General features: G+C 61.7%; 18 protein-coding genes. 13 read left to right on the top strand and 5 right to left on the bottom strand.

Going from position 1 to position 16,096, the window contains the following annotated elements:
• The first annotated feature begins 133 nt into the window (after window positions 1-133).
• From UB48_RS15025 to UB48_RS15015, 3 genes are all read left to right on the top strand, one after another.
• A complete protein-coding gene (locus tag UB48_RS15025) occupies window positions 134-1,327 on the top strand; it encodes a tyrosine-type recombinase/integrase (RefSeq protein WP_045198367.1) in 1,194 nt (397 codons plus the stop codon).
• A 20-nt stretch (window positions 1,328-1,347) separates the two neighbouring features.
• Entirely contained in the window at window positions 1,348-2,934 is a 1,587-nt protein-coding gene (locus tag UB48_RS15020) for an ABC-F family ATPase (RefSeq protein WP_010226270.1), read from the top strand.
• Between the two features lie 150 nt (window positions 2,935-3,084).
• Window positions 3,085-4,275, top strand: a complete 1,191-nt coding sequence (locus tag UB48_RS15015; protein ID WP_045198366.1) for an MFS transporter — start codon at window positions 3,085-3,087, stop codon at window positions 4,273-4,275.
• On the opposite strand, the gene UB48_RS15010 is transcribed toward UB48_RS15015, so the two are convergent.
• Together UB48_RS15010 and UB48_RS15005 are read right to left on the bottom strand one after the other, a co-directional pair.
• A complete protein-coding gene (locus UB48_RS15010; RefSeq protein WP_045198363.1) occupies window positions 4,269-5,300 on the bottom strand; it encodes a dienelactone hydrolase in 1,032 nt (343 codons plus the stop codon). The two genes, UB48_RS15015 and UB48_RS15010, sit on opposite strands and share 7 nt — an antisense overlap.
• A gap of 140 nt (window positions 5,301-5,440) precedes the next feature.
• A complete protein-coding gene (locus tag UB48_RS15005; RefSeq protein ID WP_045198361.1) occupies window positions 5,441-6,052 on the bottom strand; it encodes an FMN-dependent NADH-azoreductase in 612 nt (203 codons plus the stop codon).
• A 128-nt stretch (window positions 6,053-6,180) separates the two neighbouring features.
• Here UB48_RS15005 and UB48_RS15000 point away from each other — a divergent pair, with 128 nt between their 5' ends.
• Entirely contained in the window at window positions 6,181-7,089 is a 909-nt protein-coding gene (locus UB48_RS15000; protein WP_045198359.1) for a LysR substrate-binding domain-containing protein, read from the top strand.
• A complete protein-coding gene (locus UB48_RS14995) occupies window positions 7,082-7,441 on the top strand; it encodes an MmcQ/YjbR family DNA-binding protein (RefSeq protein WP_045198357.1) in 360 nt (119 codons plus the stop codon). Before UB48_RS15000 ends, UB48_RS14995 begins: the two co-directional genes overlap by 8 nt.
• Here the strand turns inward: UB48_RS14995 and UB48_RS14990 are convergent.
• Together UB48_RS14990 and UB48_RS14985 are read right to left on the bottom strand one after the other, a co-directional pair.
• Complete coding sequence (locus UB48_RS14990; protein WP_045198356.1) at window positions 7,434-7,880, bottom strand: DUF1294 domain-containing protein; 447 nt, start codon at window positions 7,878-7,880, stop codon at window positions 7,434-7,436. The genes UB48_RS14995 and UB48_RS14990 overlap by 8 nt on opposite strands.
• 1 nt (window position 7,881) lies before the next feature.
• On the bottom strand, window positions 7,882-8,712 hold the full coding sequence (locus tag UB48_RS14985) for an undecaprenyl-diphosphate phosphatase (protein WP_045198355.1): 831 nt from the start codon (window positions 8,710-8,712) through the stop codon (window positions 7,882-7,884).
• Between the two features lie 302 nt (window positions 8,713-9,014).
• On the opposite strand from UB48_RS14985, the gene UB48_RS14980 reads away from it, so the two are divergent.
• The 3 genes from UB48_RS14980 (at window position 9,015) to UB48_RS14970 (ending at window position 11,849) form a co-directional block, all read left to right on the top strand.
• The gene (locus UB48_RS14980) at window positions 9,015-10,649 is read left to right on the top strand and encodes a methyl-accepting chemotaxis protein (protein WP_045198354.1); all 1,635 of its coding nucleotides are present in this window, start codon (window positions 9,015-9,017) and stop codon (window positions 10,647-10,649) included.
• 112 nt (window positions 10,650-10,761) lie between these two features.
• A complete protein-coding gene (gene pnuC / locus UB48_RS14975; RefSeq protein WP_045198353.1) occupies window positions 10,762-11,328 on the top strand; it encodes a nicotinamide riboside transporter PnuC in 567 nt (188 codons plus the stop codon).
• On the top strand, window positions 11,325-11,849 hold the full coding sequence (locus tag UB48_RS14970) for an AAA family ATPase (protein ID WP_045198351.1): 525 nt from the start codon (window positions 11,325-11,327) through the stop codon (window positions 11,847-11,849). The genes pnuC and UB48_RS14970 overlap by 4 nt, the downstream gene beginning before the upstream one ends.
• Window positions 11,850-12,000: 151 nt before the next feature.
• On the opposite strand, the gene UB48_RS27705 is transcribed toward UB48_RS14970, so the two are convergent.
• Window positions 12,001-12,195 carry a hypothetical protein gene (locus UB48_RS27705; RefSeq protein WP_156160209.1) on the bottom strand — a complete coding sequence of 65 codons (195 nt, stop codon included), beginning with the start codon at window positions 12,193-12,195 and terminating at the stop codon, window positions 12,001-12,003.
• Here UB48_RS27705 and UB48_RS14965 point away from each other — a divergent pair.
• The 5 genes from UB48_RS14965 (at window position 12,173) to UB48_RS14945 (ending at window position 16,089) form a co-directional block, all read left to right on the top strand.
• Window positions 12,173-12,616, top strand: a complete 444-nt coding sequence (locus UB48_RS14965; protein WP_045198345.1) for a hypothetical protein — start codon at window positions 12,173-12,175, stop codon at window positions 12,614-12,616. The two genes, UB48_RS27705 and UB48_RS14965, sit on opposite strands and share 23 nt — an antisense overlap.
• Before the next feature lies 1 nt (window position 12,617).
• Window positions 12,618-13,190: a hypothetical protein gene (locus UB48_RS14960; protein ID WP_045198343.1), complete on the top strand. Its 573-nt coding sequence runs from the start codon at window positions 12,618-12,620 to the stop codon at window positions 13,188-13,190.
• Window positions 13,191-13,242: 52 nt separating this feature from the next.
• Complete coding sequence (locus tag UB48_RS14955; protein ID WP_045198342.1) at window positions 13,243-14,559, top strand: hypothetical protein; 1,317 nt, start codon at window positions 13,243-13,245, stop codon at window positions 14,557-14,559.
• Window positions 14,560-14,622: 63 nt separating this feature from the next.
• Window positions 14,623-15,303, top strand: a complete 681-nt coding sequence (locus UB48_RS14950) for a C39 family peptidase (protein WP_045198341.1) — start codon at window positions 14,623-14,625, stop codon at window positions 15,301-15,303.
• A 33-nt stretch (window positions 15,304-15,336) separates the two neighbouring features.
• Complete coding sequence (locus UB48_RS14945) at window positions 15,337-16,089, top strand: hypothetical protein (protein ID WP_045198340.1); 753 nt, start codon at window positions 15,337-15,339, stop codon at window positions 16,087-16,089.
• Window positions 16,090-16,096 lie beyond the last annotated feature (7 nt).

Here is a 16,096-nt window from a genome sequence, read left to right as displayed (position 1 = left end):
AGCAAAGAATGGCTGAACTACTCGGTTGCACCAAACGAGCACTTGAAGGGCGACGCCTGCGCGGCGTATTGCCCGAAGGCGTCTGGATGAAGCACCACGGCCGCATCATTTATAGCAAGAAGAGGTACGACGAATGGCTCGAAAGCCAATGGATTTACCCCCAGGGATCGACATCAACCACGGATCGCTCCGCCTCCGGTTCATGTGGGAAGGTACTCGACGCACCGAAACCCTTCCCTACCCCGCGACATCGAAAGGCCTCAAGGCTGCATCCCAGCTTCGCGATCAGGTAATAAGCCTCATCAAGTACGGGCTACTTGACCAGGATAAATACGCGGAACTGTTTCCAAACTCCGCTACCGTCGTAGGCGGGGTGCCGGTATTTGGTGAGTACGCTCAGCTGTGGCTGGATAGTCGCGAGATCGTTGACGGCACGCGCAAAGGCTACAAGAGCGCGCTCAACCTTTACTGGATGCCACACCTCGCACTAGTCCGAATCGACCTGCTGTCGACGACGCGGATTCGCCAAATCGTCAGCACAACGAAATGGACCTCACCTTCCGTCAAGCGCAACGCGCTGGTGAAGCTGTCGACCATCCTCAAGGCAGCAGTCGGTGACGGCTTAATACTGCGTAACCCGGCAGAGTCAGTACAGCTGCCCAAGCGAAGCAAAAAGGAGATCGAGCCGTTCACCCTGGACGAGGCAAACCGCATCGTCGCAAGGATGTACGCCGGCAAACACTGGCCCAGCTCGATCTACGCCGCGTTTTATGAGTTCGTCTTTTTTACGGGAATGAGATTATCTGAGGCGCTGGCCCTACGATGGGACGCCGTAGACATTGAGAAGCGAACGGCGCACGTGAAGCGCACCGTTGCGTTAGGAAAGGTGGTGGAACGCACCAAGACAGGAAAGGATCGTTTCGTACTGCTGAATGAACGTGCGCTGCACGCGCTGGAGTTTGCCAGGCAGTACGCGGAGCGGCGCAAGCTGGGCAAAGGAAAAGTGACTGAGACGCCTTACATCTTTCCGCCGTCGAAAAACGCCGAGTTCGTCCAGCAAACGTCGGATCTCCACCACCAATGGCGGCCAATCCTCAAGGAATTGGGGATCGTCTACCGGCGACCATACAACTGCCGTCACACCTATGCGACAATATGCTTAATGTCTGGCCTCAACCCCGCATTTATCGCCCAACAGCTCGGGCATAGCGTGCAGATGCTCTTATCGACTTATGCACGTTGGATCAACTCGACCTCGGATTGGCAGGAGCTTGAAAAGCTCCAGATTGGTCTCAAATTGGTCTCAGGCTGTGAAAGCGTCACATAAGTTATTGATAGGTAAGCCCTTTGATCTCCACCGCTAACATCACCATGCAGTTCGGCGCCAAGCCCTTGTTCGAGAACGTCTCGGTCAAGTTCAACAACGGCAACCGCTACGGCCTGATCGGCGCCAACGGCTGCGGCAAGTCGACCTTCATGAAAATCCTCGGCAACGATCTGGAGCCGTCCGCCGGCCAGGTCATGCTCGAGCCGAACGTGCGCCTGGGTAAATTGCGCCAGGATCAGTTCGCCTACGAAGAGTTCACCGTGATCGACACCGTGATCATGGGCCACGAAGAGCTGTGGAAGGTCAAGGCCGAGCGCGATCGCATCTATTCGCTGCCGGAAATGACCGAAGAAGACGGCATGGCCGTCGCCGAGCTGGAAACCGAGTTCGCCGAGATGGACGGCTACACCGCCGAATCCCGCGCCGGTGAGCTGCTGCTGGGCCTGGGTATCCCGCTGGAACAGCATTTCGGCCCGATGACCGAAGTCGCACCCGGCTGGAAGCTGCGTGTATTGCTGGCCCAGGCGCTGTTCTCGGACCCGGAAGTGTTGCTGCTCGACGAGCCAACCAACCACCTGGACATCAACACCATCCGCTGGCTGGAAAACATTCTCACGGCGCGTAACAGCACCATGATCATCATTTCCCACGACCGCCACTTCCTCAACAGCGTCTGTACCCACATGGCCGACCTGGACTACGGCGAACTGCGCCTGTTCCCGGGCAACTACGACGAGTATATGACCGCCGCGACCCAGTCGCGCGAGCAGCTGCTGTCGGACAACGCCAAGAAGAAAGCCCAGATCGCCGAACTGCAGACCTTCGTCAGCCGCTTCTCGGCCAACGCCTCGAAAGCCAAGCAGGCCACCTCGCGCGCCAAGCAGATCGACAAGATCCAGCTGGCCGAGGTCAAGCCATCGAGCCGGGTCAGCCCGTTCATCCGCTTTGAGCAGACCAAAAAGCTGCACCGCCAGGCCGTGACCATCGAGAAGATGTCCAAGGGCTTCGACGGCAAGACCCTGTTCGAAAACTTCAGCTTCACCGTCGAAGCCGGCGAGCGCGTAGCGATCATCGGCCCCAACGGTATCGGCAAGACCACCCTGCTGCGTACCCTGGTCGGTGAACTGAGCCCGGATGCCGGCGCGGTGAAATGGACCGAAAGCGCTGAACTGGGCTACTACGCCCAGGACCACGCCCACGACTTCGAAGAGGACCTGAGCCTGTTCGACTGGATGGGCCAGTGGACTCAAGGCGAGCAGGTAATCCGTGGCACCCTGGGGCGTATGCTGTTCTCCAACGACGAGATCCTCAAGTCGGTCAAGGTGATCTCCGGTGGTGAGCAAGGCCGCATGCTGTTCGGCAAGCTGATCCTGCAAAAGCCCAACGTACTGGTGATGGACGAACCGACCAACCACCTGGACATGGAATCGATCGAGGCGCTCAACCTGGCGCTGGAGAACTACCCGGGCACGCTGATCTTCGTCAGCCACGACCGTGAGTTCGTATCGTCGCTGGCCACCCGCATCATCGAGCTGAGCCCGAGCGGTGTGGTGGACTTCAGCGGCACCTACGATGACTACCTGCGCAGCCAAGGTGTGGTGATCTGATCCAGATCTGATCGCGGGGCAAGCCCGCTCCTATAATCCTGTAGGAGCGGGCTTGCCCCGCGATGCTGGAAAATCCGTTAGCCTGCTTCCTTTTCTCTTCGCACCCGGCGATCATGGGCCCTCTCCCACCGCCCGCCAGCGAACGAGCTCATGTCCGCGCAAGCACCCGCCCCCGTCGATACCGGGTCGATCACCCGGCAAATCCTTTCGATTGTCTTTTATACCTTTATCGCCTTCCTCTGCATCGGTTTGCCGATCGCGGTGCTGCCCAGCTATGTGCATGACCAGTTAGGCTTCAGTGCGGTGATCGCCGGTATCACCATCGGCCTGCAATACCTGGCCACCCTGCTCAGCCGGCCGCTGGCCGGACGCGCGGCAGACAGCCTGGGTACCAAGCGGGCAATCATTTACGGCCTGATCGGTATTGCCGCCAGCGGTGTGCTGACCTTTGCTTCAGCACTGACAGTCGATGTGCCGTTGCTGAGCCTGCTGGCGCTGCTGGGCGGGCGCGTGCTGCTGGGCATCGCCCAGGGTCTGATCGGCGTCGGCACCTTGAGCTGGGGCATCGGTGCGGTGGGCGCCGAGCACACCGCGCGGGTGATTTCCTGGAACGGCATTGCCTCCTACGGGGCCATCGCCATCGGTGCGCCGCTGGGCGTGGCACTGGTCGACCGAGTCAATTTCGCCACCCTGGGCCTGGCCTTGAGCGTCCTGGCAGTGCTGGCCCTGCTGGTAATCCGCAACAAACCGTCGACGCCGGTGGTACGTGGCGAGCGCCTGCCGTTCTGCGCCGCATTCGGCCGGGTTGCGCCGTGCGGGGTCAGCCTGACTCTGGCGTCGATCGGCTACGGCACCCTGACCACTTTCGTCACCCTGTTCTACCTCGAGCAGGGCTGGAGTGGCGCAGCCTGGTGCCTCAGCGCATTCGGCGTGTGTTTCATCCTTTCACGGCTATTGTTCGTCAACGCAGTCAACCGCTTTGGCGGCTACCCGGTGGCGATGGCCTGCATGGCCACCGAAGCCCTGGGCCTGGCCTTATTGTGGCTGGCCCCCAGCCCGCTGCTGGCATTGATTGGCGCAGGCTTTGCCGGTTTCGGCCTGTCGCTGGTGTATCCGGCGTTGGGTGTCGAGGCGATCAAACAGGTGCCCAGTTCCAGCCGCGGTGCAGGCCTGGGCGCCTATGCGGTGTTCTTCGACCTGGCCCTGGCGATTGCCGGGCCAATGATGGGTGCGGTGGCCCTGCACCTGGGCTATGCCTGGATTTTTTGCCTGGCTGCTTTGCTTTCGCTGCTTGGCGTCGGCCTCACCCTCCTGCTGTCACGGCGTGCCGGCAACTACTGATCGGCCATGTGCAGGCCGCCCTGATGGCGGTCAGCCAGGGTGTGGTTGAAAAACCGCGCAGCCTCAGCCTGCAACGTCAGGTGAATATCCTCACGGTCGACGCCGTCCGGGTCGTTGCACAAGGCGGCCATTTTCTGGCGCTGCTCGTCGTCGCACGGCGCCATGAACACGAAATGCCCGGCACCGGCCAGCAGCTTGTAGTTGGGCGTGACCGGCAGCTTGCGCGCCAGGGCCTGGGCATTCTTGTCGATGGCCAGCAACTGGTCCTTGTCGCCGCTGTAGATCAACGCCGGGACCTTGACCTCGGCCAACGCATGACGGCCGAACATCAGGCTCAGCGGCGCCATCAACATCAGCGCCTTGACCCGCGGATCGGGCGCGGCACGCAGGTCGGCGCGGTCGGCGATCAGCACGCCCTTGGTCTTGCAGGCGTCGGCATCCAGCGGCCGCTCCTGGCAGTAACGCTGCAAACGCTCCAGGTCCGGTTGCGCCCCAGACAGGATCAAGGCGGTCTCACCGCCAGCCGAATAGCCGATCACGCCCACCTGCGGGCCATTGATGTACGGGGCCAGAAAGCTATCGCCGAGGCTGGCGGTGATCGCTGCACTGATCTGCAACGGCCGCCCGTAAAGGTTGCTCAAGGTGCCCAGGCGGCTGTGGTCGCGGGCATTGTCGCCCGGGTGGGTCACGGCAACGACGATGAAGCCACGGCGCGCCAGGGCGGTGGCCAGGTCGTGCAAGGCCAACGGCGTGCCAGTGTTGCCGTGGGACAGCATCAACAGCGGATAACGGCCGATAACCATCGGCGCACCTTCCCAAGCCTGGACCCGGTAGCCGTCGATGCGGCTGCTGCGCTCAGGTGCAGTGGAGGGATAGAACGCCAGGGCCTGCACCGGCTGCGCATCGAGCGGGTCGGCGAAACTGAGGCGGTGCACGCCGACACTCCAGTGCGCAGCCGGCTCGGCCTGCACCATCAGCGGGCTGCCCAACAGGACTAACAGGAGTAATGCGCCAAGACGCCGCATCGTTTTGCACCTTAAGCAACGCTATCGATCAATGCTGATAGTGCGCAGCATAGAACGGGCCAGCCCGGCGCAGATGAAACCTCAATGAAAAAACCGACTGCAGGCGCTGCCGGCAGTCGGTTTGATTACTGGCCCAGCGATCAGGCGGCGACGAACAGGTCGGTGCTGATCTGCACTTGCGCGGCGTTCAGGGCCTTGGCCCGGTGCTCATCGCCATAGGCCAGGCCGTGGGCACGGACGATTTCCAGGTCGGTGATGCCGATGAAACCAAGGAACACCTTGAGGAACTCTTCATGGCCGACCGCGGTAGGCTGGCCGGCGTGCAGGCCGCCTGCGGTCGATACCAGGATCACCTTCTTGTTGCCGCACAGGCCTTCAGGGCCGGCTTCGGTGTAGCGGAAGGTCTTGCCGGCCACTGCGACGCGGTCAATCCAGGCCTTGAGCTGGGTCGGCACGGTGAAGTTGTACATCGGCGCGGCCAGTACCACGGCGTCGGCGTCGAGAAACTCCTGCAGGGTTTCGGCGCTGAGTTTGGCTTCATGCTGCTGGGCGGCGTCGCGCAGTTCTTCCGGGGTGCCGGCGGCGACCAGGGTTGCGGCCGAGAAGTGGCTGATGGCGTCGCCGGCCAGGTCACGGTAAGTCACTTGCAGCGACGGCTCGGCGGTTTTCCAGGCTTCAACCACGCTGCGGCTCAGCTGACGGGAGGCGGAATTATCGCCCAGGATGCTCGAATCGATATGCAACAGTTTCATGGGACTCTCCTGAATGAAGACCGCGAGTGGGCGATCACGATGGGGAGAATCCTACTTGGGTGGCGAATAGCTGATAAGTCAGCAAAAATGCGTTAGTTTGTCCTGCTGGCAGGACAATGGTGACGCACATGCAAGACCTCAATGATCTGTTCTACTTCGCCCGGGTGGTCGAAGCCGGTGGTTTTGCCGCCGCTGGCCGTGTGCTCGGGATTCCCAAATCACGCCTGTCGCGACGTATCGCCGAACTCGAAGAGCGCCTGGGCACGCGCCTGCTGCAACGCACCACACGCCAGTTGAAGCTGACGGCCGTGGGTGAACGTTATTTGCGCCACTGCCAGGCCATGCTGCTGGAGGCGGAAATGGCCGACGAAGCGGTGGCGAGCATGACCAGCGAACCGCGCGGGCGCTTGCGGGTGTCGTGCCCGGTGGGCCTGGCCCATGAATTTTTACCGAACGTGATCAGCCGCTTCCTGCAGCAATACCCGCAGGTGCAACTGGACATGATCCTCCTCAACCGTCGCGTCGACCTGATCACCGAAGGTGTCGACGTTGCCCTGCGAGTGCGCGACCTGGGCGATGAAGACCCGGCGCTGGTCACCCGGCGCCTGCGTCAGGCGCAGATGCTGCTGGTGGCCGCCCCGCAGTTTGCTGCCGCGCAGGCGCTCAACCACCCGCAAGACCTGGCCAGCCTGCCGGTACTCGGTGCGGTGGATGCCGACCGCCTGGTGCATCTGCGCCTGCTCGATGGCCAGGGCCACAAGCACGAACTGGCCCTGGAGGCACGCCTGGCGATCGACGACTTTGTCGTGCGCAAAGCCGCCGCTGTCGCCGGCCTTGGCTTTACCACGCTGCCGATCATGCACTGCGAAGAAGAACTCGAACGTGGCGAGCTGGTGCGCCTGCTGCCAGACTGGTCGCTGCCCGGCGGTTATCTGCAGGCGGTCTACCCCCATCGGCGCGGGCTGCTGCCGGCGGTGCGGGTATGGATCGAACACCTGGTCGCGGAATTTGCCCAATGCGGGGAGCGTTATGTCTGACAAGAAAATCAGCGAAGAACAGGTCGCGGCCTTCTGCCTGAGCCTCCCGGGTGCGCGCGAAGACTACAAATGGGGCGGCATCCGGGTGTTCTCGGTGGCCGGCAACAAGATGTTTGCCGTGCTTGACCTGGGCGGCGCCGGGTTGTCGTTCAAGGTCGATAGCGAGCTGTTTCTCGGCTACGTCGACCGCCCCGGCGTGCGCCCGGCGCCTTACCTTGCGCGCGCGCACTGGGTCAGCATGGCAGCACCCTACCCCATGGGCCGCGCCGAGCTGACCGAATTGCTGCAACGCTCCCACCAACTGGTGGTCCGGCGCCTGCCCAAGCGCCTGCAGCCAGGCTTGCTTATCTGAGGATTGGCGCCAGGGCAGCGCCAAGCCAGCGGCCGCCGAGCAGCAGGTGGTCGATCCAGAACAACTGATGCACGCCGACAATGGTCCAGAAACTGAACTGAAACGACAGTTTGCGGGTCTTGTGCCGAAAGCGTTGCTGGGCCAGCAAGGCGCCCGGCCAGCCGCCGCACAGCTCACTGGCGTGAAGGACTTTCTCTGGCGTGCGCCAGGCCTGGTTGCGGGCCTGCTGCTTGTCGCGCCAATACAGCACGAAACTCACCAGGCTGGCCAACGGGTAGGCCACGGCCGGTAGCCAGGATTGCCCGCTCAACAGCATCTGCAGGGCCCCGCCCACGGGCAGCAGGCACAGGGCGACAAAAACCAGCAGCTTGCTGCGCGGGTTTTGCATGGCGCCGCTGGCAGAGGCTGCGCGGCGCTGTTGGCTCTGGCTACGGCTCATCTCAACCGTGCGCCGTGGTCCAGTCGACCCAACCGAACAGCCAGGTGCCGAGAATGATCAGGCCGAACCCGATGCGGTACCAGGCAAAGGCCGCGTAACTGTGGTTGGCGATGAACTTGAGCAGGCCGCGTACCGCGATCATGGCAAAGATGAACGAGACCACAAAGCCGATGGCAAATACCGGGAAGTCGTCTGGCTGGAACAGATCGCGGTACTTGTAGCCCGAATACACCGCCGCACCGACCATGGTCGGCATGGCCAGGAAGAACGAGAACTCAGTGGCCGCTTTGCGCGACAGGCCGAACAGCAGGCCGCCAATGATGGTCGAGCCGGAGCGCGAAGTACCCGGAATCATCGCCAGGCACTGAGCGCAACCAATCTTCAGGGCGTCGGACCAGCGCATGTCGTCGACCTGGTCAACGCGGATCACATGCTCGCGGCGCTCGGCCCAGAGCATGATCACGCCACCAACCACCAGGGCGGCGGCCACGGTGATGGGGTTGAACAGGTACTCATGGATCAGGTCGGCAAACAGCACCCCTAGCACCACCGCCGGCATGAAGGCGATCAGCAGGTTGACCGTAAAGCGCTGGGCCTCACGCTGACGCGGCAGCCCCACCACCACCTCGAAGATCTTGCGGCGAAATTCCCAGACCACCGCCAGGATCGCGCCCAGCTGGATGATGATGTTGAAGGCCATGGCCCGCTCACCACCGAAATTGATCAGGTCGGCCACGACAATCTGGTGGCCGGTACTGGAGATCGGCAAGAACTCCGTCAAGCCTTCGACAATACCTAGAATGACAGCCTGCAGGCCGGTCCAAAGATCCATGCTTCCCCCGTGGGGCAATGCCTGTGGCATGCCCCTTTATAGTCTTTTAGTTGCCAATGGCTGTTCAGCGCCTGGCCGTTTTACAGCGACAGTTGGTCGCAAAGCCAGCAGAAAAGTTCACGCGGCCTTCAGGTTTATCCCGTCGAGGCCGAAATCCTATCAGACCTCTCGGATAAACGCTGCTGGGACGACGCAACAGACCTCAACGAATCAAGCACTTAGTCCTTGGTCGAGTAGGTGGCGGGAGGCAAAGCATGCTTGGATGTGGGCAACAATAAAAAAGAACTCGAGGTAAGCATTCCATGAAGACTCTTCGCAGTATGTCGATCAGCCGGCGTTTGTGGCTGATCCTGGTAGTGGCAGTGGTGATGCTGGTAACCCTCGGTTTGCTGATGCTGCGCCAGATTCATGGCGACCTGTACCAGGCCAAGGCGGAAAAAACCCGCCATGTGGTAGAAACCGCCGCCGGCGTGCTGGCCTATTACCAGACCCTGGAAGCAGCCGGCACATTGAGCCGCGACGCCGCCCAACAGCAGGCCTTGAGTGCGGTGCGCGGCCTGCGTTACGACCAGAACGACTATTTCTGGATCAACGACCTGGGGCCGAAGATGATCATGCATCCGGCCAACCCCAAGCTCGACGGCCAGGACCTTTCGGCAATCCGCGACCCGGACGGCTTTGCCCTGTTCAACGAAATGGCCGCCCTGGCCAAGGCCAAGGGCGCCGGCAGCATCGACTACCGCTGGCCCAAGCCCGGCGCCAGCGAGCCGGTGAAAAAGACCTCCTACGTGCAGCTGTTCAAGCCCTGGGGCTGGGTGATCGGTTCGGGCGTTTACATCGATGACATGCAGGACGAGTTTTTGCGCCAGTTGCGCGATGCCTCGATCCTCGGCCTGGGCATCGCCCTGGTCATGACCCTGCTGGTGGTGCTGATTGCCCGCAGTATCGCCCGGCCGCTGCAGGAAGCGGTCGATGCCATGGCCACCATTGCCAGTGGCGAGAGCGACCTGACCCGGCGCCTGGATACCCACGGCAACGATGAAGTCACCCAGCTGGGCATCCACTTCAACAGCTTTACCGGTAAGTTGCAGGGCGTGATCAGCCAATTGCAGGGCGCGGTGCATGCCCTGGCGCAATCGGCCAGCGATGTCGGCAACAACGCCGGCCAGGCCCAGCAGCGCAGCGAACAGCAGTCCCTGCAAATGGAGCAGGTGGCCACGGCCATCAACGAAGTGACCTACGCCGTGCAGGATGTGGCGAAGAATGCCGAACAGGCGTCCAGCGAAATGCATGACGCCCAGTTGCGCGCCGAACAGGGGCAACACAGCATCCACGGCAGCCTGCAGCGCATCGACCAACTATCGACGACCATCGATGAAGCGGTGCAGGTGATCCGCGCCCTGGCCGGTCAGAGCACGCGCATCGGCAGCGTACTGGAAGTGATCCGCTCGATTGCCGAACAGACCAACCTGCTGGCCTTGAACGCCGCCATTGAAGCGGCGCGGGCCGGTGAACAGGGCCGCGGTTTTGCCGTGGTGGCCGACGAAGTGCGCCTGCTGGCCCAGCGCACCCAACAGTCCACCGCCGAAATCCAGAGCATGATCGAACACCTGCAAGGCCAGTCCGAGGCGGCCGTGAAAGCCATCGACGCCAGCAGCGAAGCCTCGCGCCAGACCGTCGAACAAGCCAGCGAAGCCGGGGTGAGCCTGAATGCCATCAGCCAGGCGCTGCACAACCTGACCGCGCTTAACGCCTCGATTGCCAGTGCCACCTTGCAGCAGTCCCATGTGGTCGAGGAGATCAACCGCAACGTTACCGAGACGGCCGACCTGTCGCGTCAGACGGCAACGGCCGCACAGCAGTCGAGCAGTGCCGGCGTGGCCTTGAACCGCCTGAGCGAGCATCTGGATCGAACCCTCAGTCAGTTCCGGGTCTGACGGTTGGGCCCCGGGGAGCGTACCTGCGGCTACTTCGCCAGCGCACTAGTGGCGCTTGGCGTGCCACAAGGTACAATCCCCGCCCTACCCTCGAACCTGCCAAGGAACGCCGATGTCCGGCCTCGAACTGTTCGCCGCCGTGCTCGGCGTTATCGCCGTGTGGCTCACGACCAAACAGAACCCCTGGTGCTGGCCGATCGGCCTGGTGATGGTGTTGCTGTACACCTGGGTTTTCTATGACGTGAAGCTGTATTCGGACATGCTCCTGCAACTGGTGTATGCCGTGCTGCAACTTTATGGCTGGTGGCAATGGACGCGGCCGGGCAGCACGCGCGAAGCTCGCCAGGTCAGCCTGTTGCCGGCACATTCGGTTGCCTTTGGCCTGGGCATTGGCTTGCTCGGCAGCCTCGGCCTGGGCGCGGCCATGGCCACCTGGACAGACGCCGCCCACCCCTGGCTGGACGCTGCGCTGACCGGTTTCAGCCTGGTGGCGCAATGGTGGATGGCGCAAAAGCGCCTGCAGTGCTGGCCGCTGTGGGTGGTGCTTGATGTTATTTTCGTCGGCCTGTTCCTGTCCAAGGCCATGTACCTGACCGCCGCGCTCTATGCCCTGTTCACCTTGATCGCGGTACAGGGCTGGCGCGACTGGCGACGCGATCCGGCGTTGACCTACGCATGAAGGTAGTGGTACTCACCGGCCCTGAATCCAGCGGTAAAAGCTGGCTCAGCGCCGAAATCCAGGCGCACTTCGGTGGCGAACGGGTGGGCGAGTACGTGCGCCACTTCATTGACGAGCAGGCGCGTGACACCTGCTATGCCGACATCCCGGCCATTGCCCGCGGGCAGTTGGCCTGGGAAGACGCCGCACGAGCGCGGCAACCGGCGCTGCTGATCCTCGACACCCACCTGCTGAGCAACATGCTCTGGAGCCGCACGCTGTTCGGCGATTGCCCGGCGTGGCTGGAACAGGCGCTGCTGGCCCGTCACTACGACCTGCACTTGCTGCTCAGCCCCGAGGCCGTTGCCTGGCACGACGATGGCCAGCGTTGCCAGCCGCTGCTGGCCGAACGTATGGCGTTTTTCAATGCCACGGGCGAGTGGCTGGCGCAGCACCAGCAAGCGTTCCAGGTCGTGCAAGGCGACTGGGCGCAGCGCCGGCGCGCAGCCTTTGCCGCAGTTGCGCAGTTGCTCAAGACCTGAGCAGCTGCGCGCTGCACAGTGTCCATTCCTGAAACACTCTCACCTGCGCAAAGCCGCGAGCTAAAGCGGCCAGCCCGCGCCCGGAGAAAAGTGTTAAGCCGCTGAAACAATCCCCGGGCACGCCTGTTGCCGGGCCGTGGCGCCCGCAGTATCAGGCGCTGAACAGCGCCGGTGTCTCAGCGGCGTTACAACATTTTTTTGACCCTGGCCAAGCATAAAACCAAGCCATTGTTTTCGCTTGATAAATAAAAACCGGCACACCTTCTGCTCTCTTCTTCGCAACGCTGAACAGGGCCAGCGCACCATAAGAAGGAATTGCCATCGTGGGAAAGATTGATAAAGGCATCTACCGCCTCCTGCTGCTTGCCTGTGCAGTGAGTTCAAGCCTGAGCTTGAGCCTGCCGGCCCAGGCCGAAAACGGCATCGTCGTCATCACCCGCGATGTGCAACCGCGCAACGCCATGCGCCCGCCGCTGGCGCCTGACCCCTACCCGACCACCGTCAATACCAACCCGTCGGCGCAGATCCTCAAGCAAACCAACGAGCTGAGCGACGGCGACTTCGCCTCAATCACCAGCGGTTCAGGTATCGGTGCCCTGGTCACCCAACAGACCAACAACCTGGGCAGCAACATCAGCAATCAGACCCAGCTGCCGAACCTGGCCGGTGGACGTTCCGGCAACTCCGGCAACGGCATCTCCAACATGGTCAATTCCAGCGTGCAGAAAGGCCTCGCGCCCCTGCAGATCCTCACCGGAGGCAAGTGAGATGAAGCACTCGCTGCTGATTCTGGCCATGTTCTGCAGTGTACCGGCCTTCGCCCAGCCCCCCGTCGTCAATAACGCCAACATCGACAATTCCGGTGCCCAGTACCAGGGCAACCTCACGGTCAACCAGGCTGCCGGCGATCAGCAGCAACAGGCCAACGCCCGGGCCATCGCGGTGGGCCATGGCGCCAGCGCCAGCACCCAGATCCGCCAGCGCCTGCGCACAACGGTAGACCCGAGCATCGATGCCCAGTCGAACATCCAGGGCAACTCTTTCAGCCACGGCAGCGGCGCCCTCGGCGTCAACCAGAGTGCCGGGGCCAGCAACCAGCAAGCCAACGCCATGCGGATCAGCATCAGTTCCGGTCCGCAAAGTATCGACGACAGCGTCCTCATGCAACAGAACGTGGCGCTGCTCAACAACTCCGACTCAGCTGACTCCGCACCCGGCTTTCGCCAGGTCACTACCAGTGACCAGGCCTTCACCGGTAGCCGTGGGGTGATTCAGCTGAATCAGAGTGCCGGGGTGGGAAACCGAACGGCCAACACCCTGAGCATCCGGGTCGCGGACTGACCCAAATAGTTAGGAACAACACTTAACCTAAAATAAAGTACGGAGAATCACCATGAAACCTTCGATGGCACTCAAGCCTCTGGTTTTCGCAATTGCTGCGGTCATGGCTGTTGCTGTACAAGCTGGGCAGAACGAACCACGTGGCCATGGCCATAACGGTCATCACAACAATGGCCACCACACCCCTCCTCCTCCCACCAAAATCTCGATCAACGCGACCGCCAACGCGTGGGACAAGCAAAGCAGCACCAACAACCGCATCCGCAACGAAGGCACGGTGAACGAAGCCGAAATGAGCAGCTCGGCCACCGGCACCAGCGGTAACGTCGGCGTCAACGTGGCTGCCGGTGCCGGCAACCAGCAAGACAACGCCGCCGCCATCGCCAACGCCGCCACCGACAACTCGGAAATCGACAACACCTTCGTGTTCGGCAACGCAACGGCGACCGCCAAGGTCTCGCAATACAGCAACAACAACCGGGTCGACAACTACGGCAGCACCAACTCGGCGGTCATGGGCGGTTCGGGCAACAACGGCAGCGGCAACATGGGCATCAACATTGCCGGTGGCGACCTGAACCAACAGAAAAACACCATGGCAATTGCCAATACCAACGCTGCACTGGGTAACGCAACCGCCACCGCCTCCGCCGAGCAAAGCGGCCCTGGCCTGACCGTCAACAACAACGCTGACCGTACCTATCGTGTCGACACCCTGACGGTGACCAAAACCGCCAGTGGTAGCGCCAATTACGATAAGTCCATGGAAGCCAGCGGCAGCAAGAGCAACTCTTCGAGCTTCGAGCTCGCCGGCGCCAACAGCTTCAATGCCAGCGGCTCGCACAACTCCGAAGCTAGCGGCTCTAAAAACCATGAAGCCAGCGGCTCGAGCAGTGCTTCTCTGACCGCTTCGCTGGATGCATCGGTTGAAGCCAGCAGAAACTCGTCCTATGACTATGGCCGTCATCACAGCGGCAGCAGCTCGCAGTCGGCCGATGCTTCGCTGACTGCCTCGCTGGATGTTGATATCGACAAGTCGTGGAACAAAGAGTCCAGCTCTTCGTACGATAAGTCCAAGAGCTCTTCGTTCGAAAAAGCCTTCGATTCTTCGTTCGAAAAATCGGGCAGCAAATCCTCCGAGTCTGAGTACAACAAAGCGAAAAGCTACAGTGAAAGCAGCTCTTATGATTTGAGCAATACTTTCTCTTATCAAGTGCTGACTCCAACCGGCTGGGCCAACCCTGTAACCAACACTGCAACCCTGAGCGGTTCGGTGAACGGCGGCAGCGGCAACCTGGGCGTCAACGTAGCAGCCGGTGTGGGCAACCAGCAAAGCAACTCGCTGGCCATCTCCAACACCTCGATGTAAATGCTGTGATCTGGAGGCCCCCTTCGGGGGGCCTTTTTCAACACCATCAGGGGGGCGTCGGACATGCGCGTTATCGCCTTGGCATTTTTGCTCTGCCTGAGCAGCATCAGCGAAGCGGCGCAATTGCCGCTTTCGGTATTACCGGGTGGTGCGGTGGTGTTCAAGCCCATCCAGAGCGTGCGTGAACGCAAATTCGCCGACCTGGTGCAACAGAAAACCGATTTCAGCTGTGGCGCCGCGGCATTGGCGACCATCTTGCGCCAGGCCTACTGGCTGGACGTCAGCGAAGAACAGATCATCGAAGGCATGCTCGCCCACTCCGACCATGATGTGGTGCGGGTCCAGGGCTTTTCCATGCTCGACATGAAGCGCTACGTCGAAAGCCTCGGGATGCGCGCCCGCGGTTACCGGGTACAGCTCGATGCCTTGCAGAGCGTACGCATTCCGGTGGTGGTGCTGATGGACGTGCGCGGCTACAAGCACTTCGTGGTCATGCAGAAAGTCCACAACGGCTGGGTGTACATCGGCGACCCGGTGCTCGGCCATAAACGCTACAAGATCGAAGACTTCGTCAAAGGCTGGAACGGCATTCTCTTCGCCGTCATCGGCCGGGGCTACGACAAGGCCAACGCCTTGCTCGACCCACCACTGCCGCTCACGGCCAAGAACCGCATCAATACCTTCACCCCGGTGCAAGACGCTGAGTTGATGGATTTCGGCTTCATCCAAAGCGACTTCTTCTAATGACAAGGGAGCATGAGGCTCCGGGAGCATCCCATGAAGACTTCTATCTGGCTCGCCGTGCTTTGCCTGGCCGCCAGCCTGCCAACCCAGGCACAGACGCTCAAGCCCATTGAACTGAAGGATCAGGAGCTGGCCAACCTGCGCGGCCGCTTTGTCATGCCCGGGCGGATCATCAGCTTTGGCATTGTCATGAGCAGCACCTGGCAAAACGCCAATGGCGAAGTGATTGGCGCCAGGTCTTCGATGCAAATCCAGCAAACGACGATCAAGCCGCAGTTCTACGTGTCGATGATCGACGAAAAAGGCAGCGGCGCGGCGCGCTCGCAGAGTGTCGGCAGCGGTAGCGTCACCGGTGGCAGTGGCCTCAACAGCACCGAGGGCGTGACCCAGGTGGTGCGCGCCGCCGGCGACAACAACAGCGCCTACAACAACGTCGATATCAACGTCACCAAGGCCAACCAGGCGCCCGCAGCAGCCACGCAGCCACAGGGCGAGGCCCTGGCCGCAGGTTCCACCCTGGTCGGCGCCAACGGCGCGGGTTCGCTGAGTGTGTCCTCAACCGGCAGCGGCGTGCAATTCAACATCATCGCCAACAACAACCAGGGCAGCACCGTGCAGCGCCTGGCCCAGGGTGGGCTGATGCAGAACACCACCTTGCTCGGCGCTGGCAACAAGGTCAGCAACCTCACCTCCCTGAACGTCGTGCTGCGTGACAACGTGCCGAGCGCCGGGGCGCTGAACGGTAACCTGGACCAGCTCAAAGGCCTTCGCACTCTCGGTTTCTGATCTACGC

This window comes from Pseudomonas sp. 2(2015), assembly GCF_000955865.1.
In the GTDB taxonomy this organism is placed as follows: Bacteria; Pseudomonadota; Gammaproteobacteria; order Pseudomonadales; family Pseudomonadaceae; genus Aquipseudomonas.
The sequence above is the reverse complement of the archived record's forward strand: the minus strand, read 5'-3'. Positions and strand labels throughout refer to the sequence as shown.